General features: G+C 72.7%; 18 protein-coding genes and 3 pseudogenes. 10 read left to right on the forward strand and 11 right to left on the reverse strand.

Annotated features, from left to right (window positions below; all coding sequences use genetic code 11):
• The first annotated feature begins 227 nt into the window (after positions 1 to 227).
• A complete protein-coding gene (gene trxA / locus ACZ56B_RS08180; RefSeq protein ID WP_468787544.1) occupies positions 228 to 596 on the forward strand; it encodes a thioredoxin in 369 nt (122 codons plus the stop codon).
• A 41-nt stretch (positions 597 to 637) separates the two neighbouring features.
• Entirely contained in the window at positions 638 to 904 is a 267-nt protein-coding gene (locus ACZ56B_RS08185) for a metal-sensitive transcriptional regulator (RefSeq protein ID WP_468787546.1), read from the forward strand.
• A 23-nt stretch (positions 905 to 927) separates the two neighbouring features.
• Here the strand turns inward: ACZ56B_RS08185 and ACZ56B_RS08190 are convergent, their stop codons facing one another.
• Entirely contained in the window at positions 928 to 1,323 is a 396-nt protein-coding gene (locus ACZ56B_RS08190) for a DUF302 domain-containing protein (protein ID WP_468787548.1), read from the reverse strand.
• Between the two features lie 369 nt (positions 1,324 to 1,692).
• Here ACZ56B_RS08190 and ACZ56B_RS08195 point away from each other — a divergent pair, with 369 nt between their 5' ends.
• Positions 1,693 to 1,968, forward strand: coding sequence for a hypothetical protein (locus tag ACZ56B_RS08195; RefSeq protein ID WP_468787550.1), 276 nt, complete (start codon positions 1,693 to 1,695; stop codon positions 1,966 to 1,968).
• Positions 1,969 to 1,999: 31 nt separating this feature from the next.
• On the opposite strand, the gene ACZ56B_RS08200 is transcribed toward ACZ56B_RS08195, so the two are convergent.
• On the reverse strand, positions 2,000 to 2,278 hold the full coding sequence (locus ACZ56B_RS08200; protein WP_030227223.1) for a metal-sensitive transcriptional regulator: 279 nt from the start codon (positions 2,276 to 2,278) through the stop codon (positions 2,000 to 2,002).
• A 902-nt stretch (positions 2,279 to 3,180) separates the two neighbouring features.
• Between ACZ56B_RS08200 and ACZ56B_RS08205 the strand changes: the two genes are divergently transcribed.
• The gene (locus ACZ56B_RS08205) at positions 3,181 to 4,062 is read left to right on the forward strand and encodes a tyrosine-type recombinase/integrase (RefSeq protein ID WP_468787552.1); all 882 of its coding nucleotides are present in this window, start codon (positions 3,181 to 3,183) and stop codon (positions 4,060 to 4,062) included.
• Between the two features lie 120 nt (positions 4,063 to 4,182).
• Here ACZ56B_RS08205 and ACZ56B_RS08210 read toward each other — a convergent pair whose 3' ends face one another.
• A complete protein-coding gene (locus ACZ56B_RS08210) occupies positions 4,183 to 4,809 on the reverse strand; it encodes a TetR/AcrR family transcriptional regulator (protein ID WP_381138161.1) in 627 nt (208 codons plus the stop codon).
• A 99-nt stretch (positions 4,810 to 4,908) separates the two neighbouring features.
• Between ACZ56B_RS08210 and ACZ56B_RS08215 the strand changes: the two genes are divergently transcribed.
• Positions 4,909 to 5,562 (forward strand): CatB-related O-acetyltransferase, encoded by a 654-nt coding sequence (locus ACZ56B_RS08215; protein ID WP_317816875.1) that lies wholly within the window; start codon positions 4,909 to 4,911, stop codon positions 5,560 to 5,562.
• A gap of 57 nt (positions 5,563 to 5,619) precedes the next feature.
• Positions 5,620 to 6,816: a macrolide family glycosyltransferase gene (locus tag ACZ56B_RS08220; protein ID WP_468787555.1), complete on the forward strand. Its 1,197-nt coding sequence runs from the start codon at positions 5,620 to 5,622 to the stop codon at positions 6,814 to 6,816.
• 71 nt (positions 6,817 to 6,887) lie between these two features.
• Here the strand turns inward: ACZ56B_RS08220 and ACZ56B_RS08225 are convergent.
• The 6 genes and pseudogenes from ACZ56B_RS08225 to ACZ56B_RS08250 form a co-directional block, all read right to left on the reverse strand.
• Positions 6,888 to 7,730, reverse strand: a pseudogene (locus ACZ56B_RS08225) (IS110 family transposase); the annotation flags it as partial.
• A 605-nt stretch (positions 7,731 to 8,335) separates the two neighbouring features.
• The gene (locus ACZ56B_RS08230) at positions 8,336 to 9,679 is read right to left on the reverse strand and encodes an endonuclease domain-containing protein (RefSeq protein ID WP_468787557.1); all 1,344 of its coding nucleotides are present in this window, start codon (positions 9,677 to 9,679) and stop codon (positions 8,336 to 8,338) included.
• Between the two features lie 333 nt (positions 9,680 to 10,012).
• A complete protein-coding gene (locus tag ACZ56B_RS08235) occupies positions 10,013 to 10,483 on the reverse strand; it encodes an ATP-binding protein (protein WP_468787559.1) in 471 nt (156 codons plus the stop codon).
• Between the two features lie 89 nt (positions 10,484 to 10,572).
• A pseudogene (gene tpg / locus ACZ56B_RS08240) lies at positions 10,573 to 11,131 on the reverse strand (telomere-protecting terminal protein Tpg).
• Between the two features lie 391 nt (positions 11,132 to 11,522).
• The gene (gene fmdA / locus ACZ56B_RS08245) at positions 11,523 to 12,767 is read right to left on the reverse strand and encodes a formamidase (RefSeq protein WP_468787561.1); all 1,245 of its coding nucleotides are present in this window, start codon (positions 12,765 to 12,767) and stop codon (positions 11,523 to 11,525) included.
• Positions 12,768 to 12,788: 21 nt separating this feature from the next.
• Complete coding sequence (locus ACZ56B_RS08250) at positions 12,789 to 13,070, reverse strand: FmdB family zinc ribbon protein (protein WP_468787563.1); 282 nt, start codon at positions 13,068 to 13,070, stop codon at positions 12,789 to 12,791.
• A 632-nt stretch (positions 13,071 to 13,702) separates the two neighbouring features.
• Between ACZ56B_RS08250 and ACZ56B_RS08255 the strand changes: the two genes are divergently transcribed.
• Entirely contained in the window at positions 13,703 to 16,525 is a 2,823-nt protein-coding gene (locus tag ACZ56B_RS08255) for a SpoIIE family protein phosphatase (protein WP_468787565.1), read from the forward strand.
• A gap of 414 nt (positions 16,526 to 16,939) precedes the next feature.
• Here ACZ56B_RS08255 and ACZ56B_RS08260 read toward each other — a convergent pair whose 3' ends face one another.
• Positions 16,940 to 17,287: an STAS domain-containing protein gene (locus tag ACZ56B_RS08260; RefSeq protein WP_468787567.1), complete on the reverse strand. Its 348-nt coding sequence runs from the start codon at positions 17,285 to 17,287 to the stop codon at positions 16,940 to 16,942.
• Positions 17,288 to 18,033: 746 nt separating this feature from the next.
• On the opposite strand from ACZ56B_RS08260, the gene ACZ56B_RS08265 reads away from it, so the two are divergent.
• Positions 18,034 to 18,288, forward strand: a complete 255-nt coding sequence (locus ACZ56B_RS08265) for a DUF6332 family protein (protein WP_468787569.1) — start codon at positions 18,034 to 18,036, stop codon at positions 18,286 to 18,288.
• Between the two features lie 408 nt (positions 18,289 to 18,696).
• On the opposite strand, the pseudogene ACZ56B_RS08270 reads toward ACZ56B_RS08265, so the two are convergent.
• Positions 18,697 to 18,942, reverse strand: a pseudogene (locus ACZ56B_RS08270) (DUF4246 domain-containing protein); the annotation flags it as partial.
• 193 nt (positions 18,943 to 19,135) lie between these two features.
• Here ACZ56B_RS08270 and ACZ56B_RS08275 point away from each other — a divergent pair.
• Positions 19,136 to 20,665 (forward strand): glycoside hydrolase family 43 protein, encoded by a 1,530-nt coding sequence (locus tag ACZ56B_RS08275; protein WP_468787571.1) that lies wholly within the window; start codon positions 19,136 to 19,138, stop codon positions 20,663 to 20,665.
• 122 nt (positions 20,666 to 20,787) lie between these two features.
• The gene (locus ACZ56B_RS08280) at positions 20,788 to 21,846 is read left to right on the forward strand and encodes a LacI family DNA-binding transcriptional regulator (RefSeq protein ID WP_468787573.1); all 1,059 of its coding nucleotides are present in this window, start codon (positions 20,788 to 20,790) and stop codon (positions 21,844 to 21,846) included.
• The last annotated feature ends 22 nt before the right edge of the window (positions 21,847 to 21,868 follow it).

Consider the following 21,868-nt stretch of genomic DNA (forward strand, 5'->3'; position numbering starts at 1 on the left):
CCTTTTGCGCCGAAAAGTGGAGGACCGCCGAAAACCACACCCACTCCACGCCCCCCGCCCGTCCCCCACCCTACCCCCCCCCCCCCCACCCCCCGGCACACCCCCCTTTGCTCCCCCGGGGCAGCGGCATGCCGTGCCGCCCGGGGAATGCCCCGCCCCGTTCCGGCGTTCCTTACCCCAGGGGGTATGAAACGCCGCTATTCCGGCGAAACGAAAGGAACCACCCCATGAGCACCGTCGCCCTCACCGCCGCGGACTTCGAGCAGACCGTCACCGACAACGACATCGTCCTCGTCGACTTCTGGGCCGCCTGGTGCGGACCGTGCCGGATGTTCGCCCCCGTCTACGAGAGGGCCTCCGAGGCCCACTCCGACATCGTCTTCGGCAAGGTCGACACCGAGGCCGAGCAGGCCCTGGCCGCCGCCGCGGACATCACCTCGGTCCCCACCCTGATGGCCTTCCGCGAAGGCGTCCTGGTCTTCTCCCAGCCCGGCGCCCTGCCGCCGCAGGCCCTGGACCAGCTGATCACCGCCGTCCGCGGGCTCGACATGGACGAGGTCCGCGCCTCCCTCACCCCCCAGCGCCCCGGCCAGTGACCGCGGCCGGTCCCGGACCGGCCCTGTGAAAGGAAGTACCCATGGTCCAGCTCCCCGCCGACCGGGTGCGGTCGGCCGCCAACCGGCTCAAGCGCGCCCAGGGCCAGCTCGCCGGCGTCGTGCGCATGCTGGAAGAAGGACGCGACTGCGAGGAGGTCGTCATGCAGCTCGCCGCGGTCAACCGCGCCCTGGACCGGGCCGGCTTCGCCATCGTCGCCAGCGGCCTCAAGGAGTGCCTGAGCCAGGAGGGCGGAGCCGACAGCCTGGACACCCGGAAGATGGAGAAGCTCTTCCTCTCCCTCTCCTGACGGCCCCCTCCCCGGCCCGGGGATCAGGTGACGGACAGGGCGTCCAGGGCGGCGTCCAGGCGGGCGGTGGCTTCCTCGGCGACGGGCCCCAGGGCGTCGAGGCCGGTGAGGGTGACCATGGTGCCCGGGTCGAGGGCCTGGACGAGCGTGTGGTCGCCGTCGCGGCGGACGACGACGTTGCAGGGCAGGAGCAGGCCGATGGAGCGGTCGGCCTCCAGAGCCCGGTGGGCGAGGGGCGGGTTGCAGGCGCCCAGGATCAGGTAGTCCTCCATGTCGTGGTCGAGCTTGGCCTTCAGCGTGGCCGTCACGTCGATCTCGGTGAGGACGCCGAATCCCTGGTCGGCCAGGGCCCGGCGGACGGCGGCGACGGCGGCGGCGAAGTCGGCGGTGGCCAGGCGGACGGTGCGGTCGTAGGACACGGTGCGCTGCTCCTTCGGTACGGAATGCCTGATTCCCTGATACCCCGCCGGGTGCCCGTCACGGCGCGCGCCTCATCGTCGTCACCGCGACCTCCCGGGCCGCCCTGCACGCCCGCGCCGGGCACGTGCGGTGGAGAGCCGGAGCGGCGTCCGCCGCCGTCCTGCTGCCGGCCGCCCTGGCGGGAACCGCCGCCGGACGCCTGCCCCCGCCCGCCTTCACCGGCGTCGCGGCCCTCGCCGCGCTGAGGCCGCTCCGGCCCGCCGACCCGGCCGGCGCCGGGAGCGGTGCGGCCGGGCGGGGCCGCCGGGGCGGGAGCGACACCGGGCGCACCGACCGGACCGCTCGGGGCGGGCGGCGGCTTTCTCGCCGTGCCCGCCCTGGTCACCGTCCTGGGACTCGAGACGCCGGCCGCCTTCGGCACCGGCCCGCGGGTCATCACGGCCAACTCCCCGGCCTCGCCGGCCACCCGCTCGGGCGCCGCCGTCGTCCTCGGCCGGGCGGTAGCCGGACCCTTCCTCGCCGCCGCCGTCCTGGGCGCCCGGGACGGCAAGCGCCTCGCCGCGAAGGTCTCCGCCCCCGCCTGCGGCGCACCCTCGCGGTGGTGCCGCCGGCCGTGGCCGCCTTCATGCTCGCCGACGCGGTGACGTGAGCCGGTGCTCGGGCCGGAGACGGCGCTCAGGCCAGCGACAGGAACAGCTTCTCCAGGCGGGCGCGCATCCGGTCCCGGTCACCGTCCACCTGTCCCTCCTCGGCCATGCAGTGCTGCAACCCCGTCGCGATGATCGCGAAGCCGGCCCGGTCCAGCGCCCGGGAGACCGCCGCGAGCTGTGTGATCACGTCCTCGCAGTCCCGCCCCTCCTCGATCATCCTGATGATCCCCGCGATCTGCCCCTGGGCCCGGCGCAGCCGGTTGAGCACGCTCTTCAGCTCGTCGGCCGCCATGTCCAGTTCCACGCATCCTCCATCATTGAATACCCGGCCGGGTATTCTAGTCCGTTCGGTACTCCCCCGGACGAAAAGACGAAAAGCAGCCTCACGCACACGAGCACCCCCGTCGTCATCGGTCCCGCCCAGGCCGTCGAACGTGCGAAAACCTACGCCGCGAGCTCGCCATGACCGTCGCCGGTCCCAGGGAACGGACCGGTCACCCCGATGTCACCGTCCTCGGCGGCGGGCCGACCGACTGCGCGGGCGCCCGCGGGCGGCGGTCCGTCCGAACCACGCAGGACGTCCGGACATCCGCTCGTCAGCGCCACGCCCACCACGACCGGGCGTCCCGTCCGGCTGGGCCGGCGGGGGAGCCGGCGCCGCGCGCCCGGCTCGCCGCCGAACGCCTCTCCCCCGATCCCGAGCCGCGCTCCACCACCGCCGGACGCGGCCCTGTTCTCGTATAGCTACGGCGAACGGACGTGTAGCGCTACGTGATGCTCGAGGCCTGGCCGGCGTGAGGGCCGGTGGTACAGCGGTTGGCGGTAGCGGCCATCCCGCTTCCCTGTCGGTTTATCGAACTACCGGCCGCTCACGGCCCGCCAAGGTGGTGTCGCAGTAAATACCGAATTTACTGCGGCGGAGCCCCTACCGTGGTCATCGCGACCTGCGGCGGACCACTGCGGCCGTCAGGGCGAGGTGTACGCATTTACTGCGGCAGGGCCGGAAGGGCAGGGCGGGCGTGGCGATCGAATCAGTGATCGAACTCGGAGCAGGGGGCGTGCTTCGGTTGCCGCGCGCCCGCGTCGTGCCTATGTCCGCCCCTCCGGCCACGTACACCGCGGCGGTCGATCGGTACCTAACCGGCGCGGGCATCGCGAAGTCCTCCGCGCGGATCTACCGGATCTCGCTGACGACGTGGGGGGTGGATGTTCGCCGGCGAGCGCACGCCGACCGGGCCCGCCCGACGCGGCGCGAAGCCGCCCCTAATCCCCATCGATGCGATTGACAACCCGGCGCTGCCGGAGGTCCTGGCCGAGCTGGCGGCGGCGCGGGCGGACGAGATGGACGGTGACACCGTCAACCGGGAGCTGTCCATCGCGCGCAAGGCGATCGGCTGGTGGCAGCGCCAGGGCTGGATCGCCTGCGACCCGACGATCGGCATCGAGCGGCGCCCGGCGCCGCCGGACCGCACGAAGGCCCTCTCGGAGAACCAGATCGCCGCCCTTTGGCACCTGGACGTCGCGCTGCGGGAGAAGACGCTCTGGAAGATGCTCTACGAGTCGGCGGCCCGGGCGGAGGAGATCCTGTGCCTGGACGTCGAGGATCTGCACCCGGGCGACAAGCGTGGCCGGACCCTGGCCAAGGGCGGGGCGACCGAGTGGATCCACTGGCAGTCCGGCGCCGCCCAACTGCTGCCCCGGCTGATCGCCGGCCGGAGCCGCGGCCCGCTGTTCCTCACCGGCCGCAAGGCCCCAGCTGGGACGCCGACGTTGGACGTGTGCCCGGAGACCGGCCGGGCCCGGCTCTCCTACCGCCGGGCCGAGGAGATCTTCGAGGAGCACACCCGGCTGCTGGCCCACCCCCTCGCCTCGCCTGAGGACATCGAGGACCTGGACGGCTGGAGCCTGCACCGGCTCCGCCACAGTGCGCTCACCCACGACGCCGAGGGTGGCACCTCCACCCCAATGCTGCTGGCCCGCTCCCGTCACGCCTCCGTCCGCTCCCTGGAGCGGTACGCCCGCCCCGGTGTGGACGCAGTCGCCAGGCACGTAGCCGAGCGCGACCCGGCCGTCCGCCACCGTAGGTGAGCCCTCGAAAGTTGGCCTCGCGGCTATTTGCTCCCTGGTGTCCGAACCAGGGCTACTGGACCGTGATCCAGGTCTTGTGGCGCTCTTGATTGCGCTTGCGTTCGTTCCCTGTCTCCTCGATCACACGCTCTCTTCCCGACGGACGGAGAAGGCGCCCGCGGCAGCCGCCAGGACTGCCGCCTCCGCGGCCCGTTTCGGGAGTTGCGGGTCCGGATCGGCACGCAGGAGCACTAGCTGGTGGTAGAGCGGCGCCGTGGCGGCGATCAACAGGCTCCGCGCGTCTGTGTGCTGTGCGGGGAGTTCACCGCGCTCGATGGCGCGCTCGACGAGGATCTCGCACTGGGCGTACCGGTCCGTCCACAACTGAGTCTGGGCCCGCGCAGCCTGTTCGGAGTGGAACGAGGCGGCCATCAGGGCGACAGCGAGCGACGGTTGTACGACCAGGGATTCCTGGATCTCCTGGTTGAGGGCCGTCAGATCGCCGCGCAGGGAGCCGGTGTCCGGCGGCTGCCAGTCGATCTCGCCGGCGGCGTCGATGACGTCGACGAGTAGGCCGCCGACATCGCGCCAACGCCGGTAGACCGTGGCGCGGTGCACTCCGGCCCGCGTCGCGACACCCTCCATCGTGAGTCCTTCGTGACCGCCTTCAGCGAGTTCGGCGCGCACCGCGTCGAGAACCTGGGCGCGGATGCGGGCGGTGCGACCGCCCGGACGGCGGTCCGACGTCGTGTCCAGTGGGTCTGTCATCGGCAATCAGTATCCGGTTGATCAAGGCGGCAGGGCTGTGCCAGCATCTTAACGCGACAGTTGTCGCTCCAGGTCCGCTAGAGAGGAACCGCCTCCGCGATGCCGCCCGTTCCCGCTGACCCCACCGTGCTCCACCCGATGCCCGAGCACCCGCGCGTGGTTCTGCTCAAGCCGCTGGTGAAGTCGCCGTTGATCGAGGTCGGTGACTTCTCCTACTACGACGATCCGGACGACCCGACCGCGTTCGAGACGCGCAACGTTCTCTACCACTACGGTCCCGAGCGGCTTGTCATCGGCAAGTACTGCGCGCTGGGGACGGGCACCCGGTTCATCATGAACGGCGCCAACCACCGCATGGACGGTCCTTCCACCTTCCCGTTCCCCACGATGGGGGGCTCTTGGGCGGAGCACTTCGACCTGATCACCGACCTGCCCGGCCGGGGCGACACGGTCGTCGGCAACGACGTGTGGTTCGGGCACGGCGCCACAGTCATGCCCGGCGTACGGATCGGCCACGGCGCGATCATCGCCGCCGGCGCCGTGGTCACCGGCGACGTCCCCGACTACGGCATCGTCGGCGGCAACCCGGCCCGGCTCATCCGCACCCGCTACGACGCCGCGGACATCGCCCGGCTCCTCGCCGTGGCGTGGTGGGACTGGCCCGTGCAGTCCATCACCAGGCATGTACGGACGATCATGTCGGGGACCGTCGCCGACCTGGAGGAGGCCGCCGCGCAGATCGACCAGCCCTGACAACGCGTCCTCGCCACACCGCCCGCACCGTCCCGCGCCAGAAACGAGTGATCGCCCATGTCCCGTCGCCGCGCCCATATCGCGATGGTCGGCGTCCCCATCGTCAGCCATGTCCTGCCCAGCCTCGCTCTCATCCGTGAGCTGGTGGCCCGCGGGCACCGGGTCACCTACGCCAACGACCCGTTCGTGGCCGACCGGATCGAGTCCGCCGGCGCGGAGCTGGTGCCCTGCACCTCCACGTTGCCCGTCGCGGACAACGACTGGCCTGCCGATCCCATCGCCGCGGCGAGCCTCTTCCTCGACGACGCCGTCCAGGTGCTCCCGCAACTGCGCGCCGCCTACGACGACGATCCGGCCGACCTGTACCTCTATGACATCGGCGCTTATGCCGCGCGTGCCCTCGCCGAAGCGCAGGGCCGTCCCCTCGTGCAGCTGTCCCCGACGTTCGTCGGCTGGGACGGCTACCAGGAGGAAGTCGCGGCGCATCTGCGGAAGCTGCCGGGCGCCGACGCGTACCGGGACAGGTTCGCACGGTGGCTCGCCGACTGCGGTGCGACCACCACGAACGTGGACACCTTCTCCGGTCCGCCCGCCCGGGCCCTCGCCCTGATCCCGAGAGCGATGCAGCCGCACGCCGATCGAGTCGACACCGACACGGTGACCTTCGTCGGCCCCTGCTTCGACACCCGAGCGGACACGGACGGCTGGACCCGCCCGGCGGCTGCGGACAACGTGCTGCTGATCTCGCTCGGCTCCGCGTACACACGCCAGCCCGCGTTCTACCGTCAGTGCATCGCGGCCTTCGGCGACCTGCCCGGCTGGCACGTCGTACTCCAGATCGGCAAGTACACCGACCCCGAGGAACTCGGCACCATCCCGTCCAACGTCGAGGTGCACTCCTGGGTCCCGCAGCGGGCGATCCTGGAACGGGCCGACGCCTTCGTCACCCACGCCGGCATGGGCGGCTGCAGCGAAGGGCTCCTCGCCGGCGTTCCCATGATCGCCGTGCCGCAGGGAGCCGAGCAGTTCATGAACGCCGACCGGCTCGTGGAACTCGGCGTCGCCCGCCGTGTGGACACCGCTGACGCCACCGCCGAGACCCTTCGCGCGGCGCTGAACGACCTGGTCACGGATCCGGAACGCGTCGACCGGTCCAAGCAGTTGCAGGCCGCCGCCCGAGCCGAGGGCGGCACCCGGCGCGCTGCTGACCTTATCGAGAACATGCTGGCCGCCGCCGAGGGCCCCGCGCTCTGAGCACGGCCGCTTCCCTTCCCCGGCTGGCGCCGTCCTCATCCGAGGATCTGTACCTGCAGGGCAAGCGCGGGGGGGGAGCTCAGCAGGATCTCGGCATCCGGGTGCTGAGGGAACGCTTCCTCCACTGCCTCAGCCAGGTCGTCGGCGGCGGTGCAGGCAGCTTCCAGCTGGACCAGCAGAGCCAGCATCTGCTTGCCAAGCGCCTCCTCGACCAGCGGCGGCTGGTGAGCCCATTCGGCGCGGAAGACCTCACGGAGACGGTCGGCTTCCGCTTCAATGCCGCGCTTCCGGCCGGCGCGCTTGAGCGCGGCCTGGAACTGGGTGCGGGTCAGCCGGGCGGCCCGAGCGGGGGTCGGTGCGGCCTTCAGAAGCTCGCGGGCCTCCGGGCGGCACAGGCCGTTGGCCCACTTGGCGAAGGCTTCCAGGGCTGAGGGGTAGTACTCGCGCAGCAGGGAGCGGAGCTGGTTGGCGATCTGCTGGCGGTTCCAGGTTGCGTCCTGCTGAGCCCGGGCGAGCACGGCGATGGAGCGGGCGAGGTCCGAGTCCTGGGGCAGCGGGCGATGGGCGTGCATGTCGGTGCGGAGGATGTTCGCCAGGACCAGGGCGTCGCCGGGGTCGGACTTTTTACGGGAGACGCTGCGGCGGTCACGGTAGCGGGCGGCGGACATCGGGTTGATCGCGAAGATCTTCCGCTTCCCGGTCCGCAGGACGGCGACGAGTAGGCCCCGGGACGTCTCGATCGCCACCGGGATCGGGTTGTCCTCGCTGTCGCCGTACTCCCCGAGCAGGTCGAGAAGGATCTTGTAGCCGACTGCGTCATCGGTGATGTGACGTTTGGCCAACAGCTGGCCGGAGTCGTCGACGAGGGCGACGTCGTGCGTGTTCTCGGCCCAGTCGATTCCGCAGTAGATCAAGTTGGCTCCTTCCCTGAGCACTCGGCTTTGCACTGGTCACGAGCGCATGCGGGCCGCGCGTCACGCTAATCCCAGGCCTCAACCGGTCGACGGCTGGGCCGACACCTCACCAGTCGTTCGCGGCACCAGCGCACTTCGCGGGCCTCGGTCTCAGCAGGAGCTCAACGGCTCACGCGCGGTAAGAGGTCTCCGTGGAGTGGGCTCGTCCCACAATCGCTAACCAGAAGCGGGAGCCGGGGTGGTGGCGCCCGCCCATGCAGTCGGAGACGCCGAAGGCCACCGGTCTACGGCGAGGCGTTCGGTGCCAGCTATACGAAAGGCATGCCTTCGGCATCTCCTCGGCAGCCGGAGCTGCTCGAACGACACCAGGGCTGAACGGCTGTCCCAAAGTGGCGTTAGTAACGGATTAGCCATACGAGAACAGGGCCGACGCCACGCGCCCGGGGCGGGCCCCACCCCACCCGGACGACCGCAACAGCGGCAGACGACATCCGGCCGTCGCAGCGAGGGCCGGACCGACCCCGGCGGGCGGTCAGCCGACGAAGCCACTGCAACGGGGCCGCCCCCCGGTCGAACTCCACGTGCCCGACGTCAGCGGAGCCCGCTCAGAACAGCCCCAGGTCCCCGCCGCTGGGGTCCACGATGACGGGCCGGGACTGTGCGGGGAGGCCGTCCAGGCGGTCAGGGCCGGCCGCGGCGGCCACGGCGGGGGCCGTCTCGGTCAACCAGACGCGAAACCGCTCGGCGGCTTCGCGGTAGGGGACGCGCGCCAGGACACGGTGTTCGCCGGAGGGGCAGAAGTCGACGGTGACGGTGAGCAGGCAGGAACGGGGCGCGTTCTGGCTGCCCGTCCAGGACACGCGCAGGACACCACAGGGCTTGCGTCCGCGGGGGGCGGGATGGGTCGGGCGCAGTGATCGGCAGGCTATGGAGGCGGTCCATGCGGCGAGGTGCGGCAGGGGCAGGATGGTGCGTGCGCGGCAGCCGGGGCAGCGGTGCCAGTGGTGGAGCCAGGCGGCGGTGTCGGTGTGGAAGAGGCGCGTGTAGCGGTTCGCCACGCGGATGTCGTTGCTGTACAGGTGGTCCGGGCGTTCTTGTGTGTTGCAGGACTGGCAGAGGGGGGCGCGGACGTAGCCGTGCTCGTGGCAGTGGTCGAGCACGGTGGCGGGTGCGGTGCGGCAGACGGCGCACGCCCACTCAGCCACTCTGCGCGAGGTACCGGGCTTCCTGCTGAGCGCCGAGTACCGCTGGCCTTCCAGCTCTTTGCGGTACGGGCGCAGTGAGGCGGCGGGGCTCTCGGGGTCCGTCGTCCGCCGACCGCCGGTGTGTGGGGTCCGCCGGGGGTGGGAGGGCGGGTCGGTGACGGCTGCGCTTTCCTGACGGGTCCGCGCGGCTCGGACCCACTGCGTCTCGGCGTGCTCGGCCGCGTCCAGCAGCCTGACCACAGCGCGTGGCAGCCACCACGTGCGCTGTGTCCCGTCGCGGGTCCGCTCCACGAGTACCTGTCGCCAGTCGATCCCCGCCAGGTGGTACGGGCGGCCGACCGCACGTTGCGCCGTCCGCCCGGGGCCGTCCGGCTCCCGCAGTTCCCCCGTGATGCGCCGGCGCCAGCGCAGCGGCGTTTCCTCGTCGCACCCCTGTCCAGGTCCTCCACGGAAGGGGCCGATGCGGACCAGGTCCCGCCGATCCGCCCTCACCGCGTTCAGTTCCGCGGCCGCCCGGCGCACCTCGGCCTCCGGAACACTCCACTGACCGCCGCCCGCCCTCACCGTCGCCACCACACGGCCGCCGAGCAAGACGTACCCCGCCCGGGCACGGGCAGGAGAGCGGGTGAATGCCCCGGAAGCCGTCGGCACAGCACTGCCGGCCGTCAGATCGACCCACAGAGCATCCGCGGCGACCAGGGTGATCAGGCCGTCCGTGCGGCCGGGCATGACACGCTCCGACATACCGACAGGCTAATTGCGGTATCCCGGTTTCCCGTCGGCCGGCCACCCGCGGACGCGCCGTCCCACGGCAGTGGGATCCGGGGTGCGCACCGCTCCGACGTCAGCAGCGGGCCTCGCCCGTCCCCACCATGACCGGCAAGAACACGACGGGCACCAGCCGACGGCGCCCGACGACCTGCAACCGACACGAGATCAACCCCCTGCAGGTTCCGCCGAGTTCCGCGACGTGCTCCCGACTGCCGGAGCGGCCCGGTGACAGCCGACCTCCGCCCCCGGGGGGCGGCCCGCCGTGCGGCGCTGCGTCCCGGGGTCCGGTGCGGACCGTCCAGGTCGTCACAGGGCGCGGCGGGCGGTGTCGCCGGGGGCGTCGGCGAGGTGGACGGTCGCGGCGATGCGCTTGCCGACGGGTTCCCGGTGGACGCAGAAGGTCTCGGACACCGCCATCACGAGTTCCAGGCCGTGCCGGCCGACGCGGCGGGGGTCGGCCGGCAGCACGGACGGCGGTGTCGTGCTGCTGTCCCAGACGCTCACCTGGACGGTGCCGTCGGTGACTTCCAGCTCGAGCAGGCACGGGCCCGGGGCGTATTTGCGGGCGTTGGTCACCAGCTCGCTCACCACCAGCTCCACCATGCCGGCCGCGCGCGGTGACACCGGCATCCCGTGCACCGCCTGGAGGGAGGCGAGGAAATCGCGGGCCAGGGCGCGGGCCTCAGCGATGTCCGCGGTGCCCTCGAACGCGGCAGCAACCCCCGTACGACGGTCACCAGGCGGACCCTGGTCCCGACTTTCGGCAGCAGAAACCACAGGTCCGCCTCACTTCCGAAGCGCAGTCAGTCACCCCCCTCATGCCCGCACGTCCTCAGCGCACTCCCCACCGGACGGCTGCTGTCTGATCACGGCGCCATCACTTCCGGGCGTCGGCTGCCGAAGCGGGCCACAGTGCCCGTGGCCGGACCGTGGGCGCGGCGGCCGTCGTCGCGCAAGCGCACCTCGCCGAGGGCCTCCGCGGCGGGGGCGCGCGGCTGCTGCCCGCCGGCGCCGGTGTCCCGGGCCTCGAAGAGGCGGGCGGCGTGGTGCGGGGCAGGGCGAGGGTGAGGTGGCGGGTGCGGGCGTCACCGGTGGTGCCGGGCGCGGCGGTGAAGCCGGACCGGGCGCGGGTCTCGATGACCGGGCCGGTGCCGGTGGCCGCCTGCCTGCGGGCCTGGACGCGCATGCGGGGCTGCCGACGGGCACGTACGGCGTCCGCCCACCGCTGGGCGAGGCCGGCGCGGGGCCGGCGGACCTGAGCACGCACCTACCGCTCCACGGTGCGCTGCGAGACACCGAGCGCGCCGGCCACGGCGCGGGTGTCCTTGAGCTGCTCGGCCGGGTAACGCATCGGCGCGCCGGCGGACGTGGGACGGGACAGGTGGACGCCTGCTGGACGGCGCGGTCCAGCAGGACCCGCAGCAGTCCGGGCGCGCGCTTGGACCGGTGGTCGATGACGGCGGTGGCCGATGACGGGGGTGCCGGTGGAGCGGTCCACGCCAAACCAGCAGGCGAGCACGTCGTGGGTGGCGCCGTGACGAAGAGGGACGGGGGTGGCCAGGGGCGCGGTCGACGAACACCGGGCGGTGTTCCGCACCGCCCCCCCACGGCCCGCTTCCGCGGTCGGGAAGCGGGCCTGGTCTCATGACGCTCGTGCCTCAACGGGCTTGTCCGAGCGACGAGCTCAGCGACCACTCCGGCCGTCAGGCCGTGATCCGCCGGTTGCTGACGATCACTGCACGAGTCGTGTCCCCACACCTGCCCGTGATCGGCCCTCAAGGGCTCGACGCCTCACCGCTTGCCGTGCACGGGCTCGTCAGCTTGAGCGGGCGCAGCTCCCCCGCTCGGCGCTCTGCGGCCCGTCGCCGGACGGGCGGATGTCGAAGTCGAAGATGGCGGTGGGCAGGTAGAGCGTGGCACAGGAGTTGGGGATGTCGACCACGCCGCTGAAGCGGCCTTCGATCGGGGCGGCTCCGAGGAGCAGGTAGGCCTGCTCGGGTGAGTAGCCGAACTTGGTCAGGTACTCGATCGCGTTCAGGCAGGCCCGCCGGTAGGCGACGTGCGAGTCGAGGTAGCGCTGGCGGCCGTCTTCGTCGACGGAGATGCCGACGAAGGTGAGGAACTCGCTGTAGCGCGGCTCGACGTTGCCGGGGTAGAACACGGGGTTCGTCGTCACCCCGTAGGTCTGCATGCCGCCCTTGATGAGGTCGACGCCGAGGTCGAGGTAGCCGCCCATCTCGATCGCGCCGCAGAAGGTGATCTCGCCGTCGCCCTGGCTGAAGTGCAGGTCGCCGGCGGACAGTTTGCCGCCCTCGACATACACCGGCAGGAAGATCCGGGCGCCCCGGGTGAGGTTCTTGATGTCCTGGTTGCCGCCGTTCTCGCGTGGCGGCTGGGTCCGTGCCGCCTCCCGTGCGGCGCGCTCGAACGCGTCGCCTTCCAGCGTGCCGAGGATCGCCCCTTGCGGGTCCGGCGGCAACGCGAGCGGGGGCACCCGGTCGGGATCGGTCGCGATGAGCTCGGCCTCCCGGGCGTTCCACCGACCGAGCAGGTCGTGCGACGGGGCGGTGCCGATGAGGCCTGGGTGGGTGATGCCGGTGAAGCGCACGCCGGGCAGGTGGCGGGAGGTCGCGATCTGCCCGTGGAAGTCCCAGACCGCCTTGTACGCGTCCGGGAAGTGCTCGGTGAGGAAACCGCCGCCGTTGGCCTTGGCGAAGATGCCCGTGTAGCCCCAGCCCTGGCCGGCGACCGGTCCGGTCTCCTGCGGGACGGGACCGATGTCGAGGATGTCGACCACCAGCAGGTCACCGGGCTGCGCGCCCTCGACGGCGATCGGTCCGCTCAGCGGATGGACGATCGAGAGATCGAGGTCGCGGATGTCGTTGGCGGAGTCGTCGTTGTGAACCGTCCCGTCGAACCACTCCCGGCATTCGAGGCGGAACTCGGTGCCGGGCCGAACGGTCGCCACCGGCGGGATGTCGGGGTGCCAGCGGTTGTGCGGCGGGACTGCCTGGTCGTAGAACGACCGGGACTGGTCGATGCTGAAGAGCACCTCGGGCATCTGTCGCTCCTTGCCTGTGGGTCACGGCCTCGGGAGGCGTGCGTGCAGTGGGTTCGGCGGATGGGCATGGCGACGGGGTGGTGCGGGCACACGGTGCCGCACCGCCGGCTCGTGCGCGCTGGCCTCGGCGGCGTCGCGCGCCCGTCGCAGGGCGGAGCGGGGCGAGGTGAGGGCGGGCGGGGCGTATACACGCGTCGCCGCTCCGCCGCATGTGGCGCACGTCGGCTCATGCGCCGGGGCGTCGATCGGACGGACGACCTCGAACACGCCACATCGTCCGCACACGTAGTCGTACCTCGCCATGTGAGAGCCTCCGCGTCACATTCGGGGCGGACCGGGGGCGTGATGGCGCTGGCCGAACGTCCCCACTGCCGCTGAAGCAGGTCGTGGTGGCCGAGCGTAACGATCGTTCGACGGTGCAGCCGGACGACTCGATGGGGGGTAACTCCATTGGGCGTGGCGGCGCGCGGAGGGGGCGCACTGTGCGCGTCCGGCGCTCACGCCACCGGTTCCGGCCGGGCTCCAGCAGAGCGGAAGCTCCACCTCCGGGAAAGCCGGCCCTCCGGCCTCGAGCGGTGCCGGGCAGCGACGGCCCTCGACGAGCCGCCCCGGTCCGCGGCCTGTCGCGGGAGGCCGTCCGGACGGCGGTGGTCCGCGGCGACGGCGTCACGCCCGTCCGGGCCCGGTCACGGCGGAAGGGTCCCGCCCGCAGCACCTTCGCCCCGGAACGTGACGCCGGCGGCACCTGGAGCGACGGCCGATGCGAGAACGCGGGCCGGCACGGTCACCGGCGACAGGCGACGGCGTGTCGCCGCCCGTCGCCCACCCACCCGGACCGGGCACCGCCCGTGGACCGGCCCCCTTCGCTCCCGAACCACTCGCGACGGAACATGCACACCGAGCAAACACCTCATTTGCCGGACTACCCTGACTTCGTGGAGCTATATCCGATTCCTTCGGGCGGCGGTCACGGTGATCCGTCGCCGCCCACCGCAGTGCGGCCGGAGATCCTCGCCTCCTGGCAGCGCTCGCAGTCGCTCGGCATCGACCGCAAGGAGGCGGTCCTGCCGATCGAGGAGGACCTGGATCCCGACTCCCGGCTGGTCAGGGCTGCCGCGCCGGTGCTGGACCGCCTGTGCAGACGGTTCTCGGGCGTGCCCGTGACCGTGGCGCTGGCCGACGCACGGGCGAACATCGTGGGCCGGTGGGGCGACCCGGCGGGGCTGAAGCTGATGGATGCCGCCTCCTTGGTACAGGGCGCCAATGTCGACGAACGGTTCATGGGGACCAGCAGCGTCAGCATGGTGCTGAGCACCAGGGCCCCGTTCGTGGTCGTCGGTCACGAACACTTCCTGCACGACCTCAAGGAACTGACCTGCATGGCCGCGCCGGTGTGCGACCCGGTGGGTGGCGCCGTGCAGGGAGCGGTCAACCTCTCCGTCCCCCAGGCGCTGGCCGACCCCGGCATGGCGCTGGCCCTGCAGAACGCCACCGAACACATCGGGGAACGCCTGCTGGAACTGAGCACGGCTCGCGAACGCGAGCTGATGCGCTCCTTCCGCCGGGCCAGTGAACGCGGCGGATTCTCCCGGCTGGACTTCGGTCCGGGAGAACTGTTCCGGCCCGGCGGGCCGATGCCCCCGCTCGCCCCGCAGGAACGGCTGTTGCTGCTGGAACGTGCCGTCGAGCTGATCTCCGCGACCGGTGAGGCATACGCCGAGGTGCCACTCGCAGGCAGTCGCGTGGCCATACTGCGCCGCCGGGAACTGCGCCACGGCGACGCGGAGGGCGCGGCGGTCGAGGCCAGCTTCGGGGGCGCCCCCGGCGCGGGGACACGGGGCCCTGCCACCGCGGTCGCCCCCGACGGTCGTCACGTGCCGCTCCTGGCCCCTCCCACCGAGGCGGTGGGGGCGGACGCGCCCGGCTCGACGGCGGAACCGCACGCCACCGGACCGACCGACGCGTGGCTGCTGCTGGTGGGCGAGCCGGGCGTCGGCCAGGTCGCCACCGAGGCGCGCCGGCGGCTGTCCCTGCTGAACGAAGCGGGCACCCGGCTCGGCACCACCTTGGACATGCGGCGCACCGCCGAGGAACTGGCGAAGATCGCCGTGCCGCGCTTCGCCGACCTGGTCGTCGTCGACCTGGTGGAAGGCGTCCTGGCGGGCGATGAGCCACCACCCGAACGGCTGCGCCGCGACGTGGCACTGCGCCGGGTGGCCGTCTGGGCCGGTGAGGACTTCCGCGACACCCCGCCCGGAGGCCTGGACGAGCCGGTCGACTACCCCGCCGGCACCCCCCAGGCCCGGTGTCTGGAGACCGGGCAGCCGGTCACGGACTCCGTGCTGACCGCCGCCCTGCCCGAGCACCCGGCCGACCGGGTGCACCCCCTCGGCCTGCTCGGCGAGGGCACGCACTCCTACCTGGGCGCTCCGCTGTCCGCGCGGGGCTCCGTCCTGGGGCTTGCGGGGTTCTACCGCCGCGGCAGGGCGAGGCCTTACGAGCAGGACGACCTGACGCTGGCGGGCGAGCTGGCCGCCCGTACCGCGATCAGCGTGGACAACGCCCGGCGCTACCGCCGGGAGCACCACGCCTCCCTCCTCCTGCAGCGCAGCCTGCTGCCCCACGCCCTGCCCCGGCTGAGCGCCGTCGACCTCGCTTCCCGCTATCGGCCCGCGGACGCCAGGGCGGGCGTGGGCGGCGACTGGTTCGACGCGATCCCGCTGTCCGGGATGCGCGTGGCACTGGTCGTCGGGGACGTGCCCGGAAACGGCCTGCAGGCGGCAGCGACCATGGGACGGCTGCGTACGGCGGTGCGGACGCTGGCCGGGCAGGACCTGCTGCCCGAGGAGGTGCTGGCCCACCTGGACGACCTGGTCAGCCGCACCCCCGACGAATCCGCCGACGCACAGGACCCTGCGACCGGAGCGACCTGTCTGTACGCGGTGTACGACCCGGTGTCCTGCCGCTGCACGGCCGCGCGGGCCGGTCATCCGCCGCCCGCCCTGCTGGTGCCGGGCGGGGAGGCGCGGGTGATCGACCTGCCGGCCGGTCCGCCGCTCGGCCTCGGCGGCATCCAGCCGTACGAGTCCGCCACCGTCGACCTGCCCGCGGGCAGCCTGCTGGCGATGTACACCGACGGCCTGCTCAAGGAGAGCCGCGGCTACGGGGACACCGACGCGCGTACCGGACAGCTGCTGGCCTCGCTGAACCGCGCCGGTCCGGAACTGGAGGACGTCTGCGACCGGATCATGGGCCCCCTCCTGTCCGGTGGTCCGCACGACGACGTGGCCCTCCTGCTCGCCCGTGTGCACGCGCTGCCCGAGGACCGGGTGGCGTCCTGGGAGTTTCCGTCCGACTCCTCGGTCGTGACACGGGCCAGGGCGCTCACCCGTGCTCAGCTCGCCGCCTGGGGCCTGTCGGAGTTGGACTTCAACACCGGGCTGGTGGTCAGCGAGCTGGTCACCAACGCCGTGCGGTACGGCGGCCAGGGGCCGGTGGGCCTGCGGTTGCTGCGCGACGACACGCTGATCTGCGAGGTCTCCGACCGCAGCAACACCTCCCCGCGCATCCGGCGGGCGGCCATGACCGAGGAGGGCGGGCGCGGCCTGTTCCTGGTGGCCCAGTTCACCAGGAGCTGGGGCGTCCGCTTCATGCCGCAGGGCAAGACGGTGTGGGCCGAGCAGGCTCCGCAGTCGGCACGGCCCGCGCCGGAGACCGACGCACAGGCACTGCTGGACATGTTCGACGACCCCGGCTGACCCATCGGTGAGCACCGTGGGCGGGAACCGCTCACGTCCGCCCGGAGGACCGGACCCGGCGTGCGACCGGCGGGCGTCAGCGGGCCCGGCGACCGGTCGCACCCGCAGCCGGCCGGTCAGACGCGTCTCCCCCGGTACTCGGACCCACCGGTGGCGGGCCTGCTCCGCGGGCCTTCGGGCGCGTCGGACGACAGCCGCGCGGGCCGGGTGACCGAGGGCACGGCACAGGGCCGGGCCCGCTGGCCGCTTTTGCCGGCCGTTGATCCGGCGCAGGGCACGGACAACGCGGGGCGGTACGCGTGGCGCGTCCCGGGGCACGCCTCACGGTCCCTCAGCGGCGAGACGTCGTCTGCCGCTTTCCGTCCCCGCGCTGCGGGACTTCCCCGCGCCGCGGCCGGAGCGCTGTTCGGTCGCTCAAAGGGCCGGGGGCCGGAAGCCGGGCGGGGGGATGTCGGGCAGGAGGCGGGAGAGGTCGAAGACGTCCGGGTCCGCCTCGATCGCGGTGAGCAGCAGCCACAGCGGCTGAGGGCCCAGCCCGGTCACCGTCGTGCGGCAGTCCGGACCGCTCGTCGTGGGGTCGAACAGCAGGTGGAGGCCGGCGACGTCCATGAAGGGTGTGCCGGTCAGGTCCCACAGCAGGTCGGTCACCCGCGGCGGCAGCGCGGCGGCCGCGGCGCGCAGCGGGGGCAGGGTGTCGAGGTCGATCTCTCCGCGCGCGTGGATGCGCGCGGTGGTGCCGTCGATGGTGGTGGTGATGTCCATGCGGGCGCGCCCCCCTTCCGGGGTCGATGAGCCCAAAGGCGAAACACCCCTCGGGGGCGTACGACGATGGCGGGGCCGGGTGCCCGGGATGGGGGCAACGCCCGGCTTCCCCGAAAGACCGGCAGCCGGGGGCGCCGGTCAGTCTCGCTGTTCGTCCACCGTCGCACAGCGGCGTCCGCCACCACGACTCCCTGCGATGAGGATGTTCTGTGAAGCCCGTCACCGCCCGGGGCCACCGCCCGGGTGGACGGAACCCGCCCGGGGGCGTGCGTGAGCGGTCACCGGCTCCGTCCGCGGTTCCGTGAAGGCCGTCACTGCTCGGTCCGCCGGCCCCACTCCGGCAGCAGGTGTCCGCACCGGTGGCGGACCGGTTCGGCGGAGCCCCGGGCAGGATCACGGGCCCGGGCGTGTCCAGGCGGGCGGGCCGGGCCTGAAGGAGCCGCTCGTCCCGAGTCGTCGGCGGTGCCCGTACGGCTCCGGCACCTACGGCGGCGCTCCGCGCCGCCCCTGAAGCCGTCTCATCCGGCGCGTCCGCGGTAGCGGATGAGGGTGCAGGCGGCGATGCCGGCCGCACCCGCCCGGCCGGCCGAAGTGTTCCGTGTCGCCTCGCGTGCTTCGGTGAGGGCCCGCGTCAACCAACCGCGATGGCTTCTTGGACGTCATCTCAACCGGCCAGCGCCCCCGCGGGGGGAGTCGGGTTGCCCGGCCCGGGCGCCACGGCTCGACCGCGATGTGAGACTTGCAGGATGGACATGGGGCGTGAGTCGCGGTGGGAGAAGGACGCAATGACAGTGGAGATCGTTTTCGCGCTGGTGACCGCTGTCGCGCTGGGTGCGGCGGTCTTCGCCGTCGCTCCGGCTCTCGCACTGGCCTTTGACGTCTCCGGTCCGGCGAAAAAGGGTGTGTTGACGGGGGGCGCACTGCTCGGAACGGCGGCCGGGACGTGGCGTTTGGTGCGGGTGCTGCGCCGGTTCGACGAGCAGCGCCGTATGGGCCGCTGACCGCGGGTGTTGTCCCCGAGGTCGGTAACCCGCCGACGTGGGGACCGCGGAGCGGTCGGTGCCGGACGAGCTGTGGAGTTGTCCCAGCGGGTGGTACCGGAGGCGCCGACGGAGCGCGGGGCGGCGGCCGGCGGCGGTCTGGAGGCCGGAAGGCGCCGGCCGCGATCGTGTTCGTCGCGACGTCGGGTCGTACCCGGCAGCAGGTGCCGTCCGCCTCGTTCGGGCCGCCGGGAGCCGCGGCCCGTCGCCGGTTCACGGAGTGGCCGAAGTCCGGAGTGCGGGCGAAGCCCCACCGCCCGATCCCCGACGAACCGGGTCCCGGCGGCGAGCCGCAGTGGTCCCGCTGTGCAACCGGCTCCGTCAGCGTGAGGGCCGCAGAGGAAAGGGGGGACGCCGACGGGACCGCATCCGTCCGTCCCGCAGCGCGGCGCGGTACGGGAGTTCGGCAAGCACGTGACGGACCTGCGCTTCGGTGAGGCCCTGGGCAAGCGCTTCCCGCGCCCGCCCGGCGACGATGCCGTCATCGTTCGTCTTGCCGGACCACCCCGGCTTCGCCCGGACGTGCGCACCGCACCGCGTCATCCGGAGTTCCCGCAGTGTCCGGGGTGCCGGGGGTGTCAGGGGCCACGGGGAACGGGAAGCCCGGAAGGGCAGCGGGAAAGCCTACGGGTCGGTCAATTCCCTTGGCGTTCCCAGCCGGTGCGTGGCGGCGGGGGAAGGCTTCGGCGGAGCGACACCGCGACCGTGGTCCCCGGACCGCGAACCAAACGGACGACCGGGAACCGAACGCTCGCCTAGACTCGCTTCACGGCGCCCGGCGGCTCGAAGGGAAGACGTTTTCGTGCACATGTACGACAACCCTGTGATCAGCGGGTTCCACCCCGATCCGAGCGTGTGCCGGGTCGGTGACGACTACTACCTGGTGTGCTCCAGCTTCGAGTACTTCCCCGGGCTGCCGCTCTTCCACAGCAAGGACCTCGTGCACTGGGAGCAGATCGGCAACGTGCTCGACCGGCCCGGGCAACTGCCGCTGCCCCTCCCCGGCGCCAAGGCGTCCGGAGGCCTCTACGCCCCCACGATCCGCCACCACGACGGCCGCTACTGGGTCATCAACACCAATGTCGACGGCGGCGGCAACTTCGTCGTCTCGGCCGAGCGGCCCGAGGGGCCGTGGAGCGACCCGGTGTGGATCGACCTGGCCGGGATCGACCCCGACCTGGCGTGGGAGGAGGACGGCACCTGCTGGTGCGCCTTCTCCGGCCCCGAAGGGGGCATCAACACGGCCAGGATCGACCCGGTCGAGGGCAAGGTGCTGGAGGGGCCCTTCGCCACGTGGTCGGGCAGCGGCCTCAAGTACCCCGAGGCGCCGCACCTCTACCGCATCGGCGACTGGTGGTACCTGCTGATCGCGGAAGGCGGCACGGAACGCGGCCACAGCGTGTCCGTGGCCCGCAGCCGCTCGCCGCGCGGCCCTTGGGAGGGCGCGCCCGCCAACCCCCTGCTGTCCCACAGCGGTACCGCCCGCTCCATCCAGAACACCGGCCACGCCGACCTGGTGGAGGCTCCCGACGGCAGCTGGTGGATGGTGCTGCTCGGCGTCCGCCCCCGCGGCTTCACGCCCGACGTGCACGTGCTCGGCCGCGAGACGTTCCTGACCCCCGTGGAGTGGGACGAGGACGGCTGGCCCGTCGTCGCGCCCGTTCCCGAGAGCCACGCGGCCCCGGGCGGTGCCTGGCATCCCGTTCCGGCCCCGCCCGCCCGCGACGACTTCGACGGGCCCGCTCTCGCGCCGCACTGGATCTCGCCGTTCGCCCGCCCGGAGGGCTCCTGGTCGCTCACCGGGCGCCCCGGCTGGCTGGTCCTCAGCGCCACCGGTCCCACCCTCGACCGCCCCGGGTACACCTTCGTCGGCCGCCGCCAGCAGCACCACGACTGCCGCGCCACCGCCGTGATCGACCCGGGTACCGGGCGCGGTGGTCTCTGCGTGCGCCTGGACGAGGCCCACCATTACGAGGTGGAGGCCGGGGACGGGGAGGTCGGCGTCGTCGCCCGGATCGGGCCGCTGCGCCAGACCGTGGCCCGCCGGCCGGTCCCGGCCGGGCCGCTGTCCCTCACCGTGACGATCCGGACGTCGGACCTCGTGCCCGCGTCGCCCGAACTCACCGACGGCGGCACCACGGGCCCCGACACCATCGCCTTCTGGCTCGGCGATCCCGACGCTCCGGACGCCCGGCCGCTCGCCGAACTGGACGGGCGCTACCTGTCCACCGAGGTCGCCTGCGGCTTCACCGGCCGCGTGATCGGCATGTACGCCACGGAGGGCGCGGTCGCCTTCGACTGGTTCGAGTACGCCCCGGCCCCGGCGCCGTCCGTGTGACGCCCGGTGTGCGGGCGGGTTCCGCGCCCTGAGGACCCCCCGTCCGCAGCCGGCTCGCCCCCGTCCGGGGTGCCTCCCCGGCCCCCGGACGGCCTCCTCACCGGTTGGGCTAACCTGTCCCCATGCCGCCCCGACCAGCCGGATCACGCCCCACCCTGTCCTTGGTGGCCCAGACCGCCGGTACGAGCGTGCCCACCGTGTCCAAGGTGCTGCGAGGCGGAACCGACGTCTCGGCGGAGACGCGCGCGAAGGTCATGGAGGCCGTGCGAGCCGTCGGCTACACCCGCCGGGCCGGGGCCAAGGGCGAGAGCGTGCGGGACGAGAGCGGCTTGTCCAGCGTGCTCGACCTCGTGGTCACCCACTTCGAGGGGTCATGGGCGAACCTGCTGACAGCCGGGGTCGGGCGAGAAGCGGCAGCGGCGGGACTCGACGTCGTGCTGACACTCGCCGAGCCGCACAGTGACTGGGTGTCACGGGTTCTGAGAAGGCGCGCCGTCGGCGTGATCGGGACCCTGGTCGATCCCGCGTCGCGGCAGTTCGGCGCACTCTTCGCCGCGGGCGTCCCCGTGGTGCTGATCGACCCGATGAGCACACCGCCGTCAGGGGTGGCGAGCGTCGGCGTGGCGAACTGGGAAGGCGGTCGTATGGCCGCCGAGCACCTTCTGTCCCTCGGCCATGTGCGGATGGGGGTGGTCGCCGGCCATGCCCGCCACCTTTTCAGCCGGGCGCGCGTCGACGGTTTCCGTGCGGCGGCCGACACGGCGACCGCCGGCAGTGCCACGGTGTCGGTGGCCCACGGCGGATGGAACCGCGCCAAGGCGACGACCGCCACCCACACCCTGCTCGACAGCGACCCGGGGATCACGGGGATCTTCGCCTGCGCGGACTCCATGGCACTCGGCGTCTACGACGCACTGGCCGCCCGGGGCCTGCGGATTCCCGAAGACGTCAGTGTCATCGGCTTCGACGACCTGCCCGAGGCGCAGTACATCACCCCCGGGCTGACGACCGTCAGACAGCCCAGCACCGAGTTGGGCGCCGCGGCGGTCAAGCTCCTGATCGGGCTCTCCCGGGGCGAAGACGGCGGCGCCCGGTCCCCCGCCCGCATGAAGCTGGCCACCGAGCTGGTCGTCCGCGCCTCCACCGGGCCCGCCGCGGCGGCCGCAGCGCCGCGCCGATGACGCGGGCGGGCGTGTTCCGGCC

The sequence above is a fragment of the Streptomyces sp. NPDC034670 genome, assembly GCF_055574875.1.

Bases quoted from the DNA above. Each gene is read 5' to 3' on its own strand.
- trxA (WP_468787544.1), top strand. From the start codon at position 228: ATGAGCACCGTCGCCCTCACCGCCGCGGACTTCGAGCAGACCGTCACC.
- ACZ56B_RS08185 (WP_468787546.1), top strand. From the start codon at position 638: ATGGTCCAGCTCCCCGCCGACCGGGTGCGGTCGGCCGCCAACCGGCTC.
- ACZ56B_RS08205 (WP_468787552.1), top strand. From the start codon at position 3,181: ATGTTCGCCGGCGAGCGCACGCCGACCGGGCCCGCCCGACGCGGCGCG.
- ACZ56B_RS08210 (WP_381138161.1), bottom strand. From the start codon at position 4,809: ATGACAGACCCACTGGACACGACGTCGGACCGCCGTCCGGGCGGTCGC.
- ACZ56B_RS08215 (WP_317816875.1), top strand. From the start codon at position 4,909: ATGCCGCCCGTTCCCGCTGACCCCACCGTGCTCCACCCGATGCCCGAG.
- ACZ56B_RS08220 (WP_468787555.1), top strand. From the start codon at position 5,620: ATGTCCCGTCGCCGCGCCCATATCGCGATGGTCGGCGTCCCCATCGTC.
- ACZ56B_RS08230 (WP_468787557.1), bottom strand. From the start codon at position 9,679: ATGTCGGAGCGTGTCATGCCCGGCCGCACGGACGGCCTGATCACCCTG.
- fmdA (WP_468787561.1), bottom strand. From the start codon at position 12,767: ATGCCCGAGGTGCTCTTCAGCATCGACCAGTCCCGGTCGTTCTACGAC.
- ACZ56B_RS08250 (WP_468787563.1), bottom strand. From the start codon at position 13,070: ATGGCGAGGTACGACTACGTGTGCGGACGATGTGGCGTGTTCGAGGTC.
- ACZ56B_RS08260 (WP_468787567.1), bottom strand. From the start codon at position 17,287: ATGGACATCACCACCACCATCGACGGCACCACCGCGCGCATCCACGCG.
- ACZ56B_RS08265 (WP_468787569.1), top strand. From the start codon at position 18,034: ATGGACATGGGGCGTGAGTCGCGGTGGGAGAAGGACGCAATGACAGTG.
- ACZ56B_RS08275 (WP_468787571.1), top strand. From the start codon at position 19,136: ATGTACGACAACCCTGTGATCAGCGGGTTCCACCCCGATCCGAGCGTG.
- ACZ56B_RS08280 (WP_468787573.1), top strand. From the start codon at position 20,788: ATGCCGCCCCGACCAGCCGGATCACGCCCCACCCTGTCCTTGGTGGCC.